The organism is Halomonas sp. 141, assembly GCF_002810305.1.
Classification (GTDB): Bacteria; Pseudomonadota; Gammaproteobacteria; order Pseudomonadales; family Halomonadaceae; genus Vreelandella; species Vreelandella stevensii.
Genome location: NZ_PINZ01000142.1, coordinates 1 through 480, shown reverse-complemented (window position 1 = coordinate 480; position 480 = coordinate 1). Strand labels below are relative to the sequence as shown.

Below are 480 nucleotides of genomic sequence, written 5' to 3'. Positions count from 1 at the left end.
CATGGTGACATCGGCGACGTTGGCCGACGTGGCGGCGACACTGTGGGTCAGTCCGGTGACCGCATCGACACCGATATGGGCCTTCATACCGAAGTAATACTGCTTGCCCTTCCGGGTCTGCTTCATCTCCGGATCGCGCTGCCTGGCCTTGTTCCTGGTGGAGGGGGCCGCCGCCACAATGGTGGCGTCGACGATGGTGCCCTCGCGCATGAACAGGCCCTGCTCGGCCAGGTGGGCGTTGATTTCCTCGAAGATCCGCTGGGTCAGGGCATGCTGCTCCAGCAGGTGACGGAAGCGCAGCAGCGTGGTCGCATCCGGCACACTCTCGATGGCCAGATCGATACCGATGAAGTCACGCATGGCCTGGCTGTCGTAGATGGCATCCTCCAGCGCTTCATCGGCCAGGGCATACCACTGCTGCAGGAAGTAAATGCGCAGCATGCGCTCCAGGCCAATGGGTGGTCGGCCTCGCTTGCCCGC

The 480-nt window shown here is 63.3% G+C and carries 1 protein-coding gene; it reads right to left on the bottom strand.

The window, feature by feature from the left end; translation table 11 throughout:
- Positions 1 to 480 (bottom strand): IS5 family transposase (locus CWI66_RS17735; protein WP_157809015.1); only part of this gene is annotated, 480 nt, incomplete at both ends.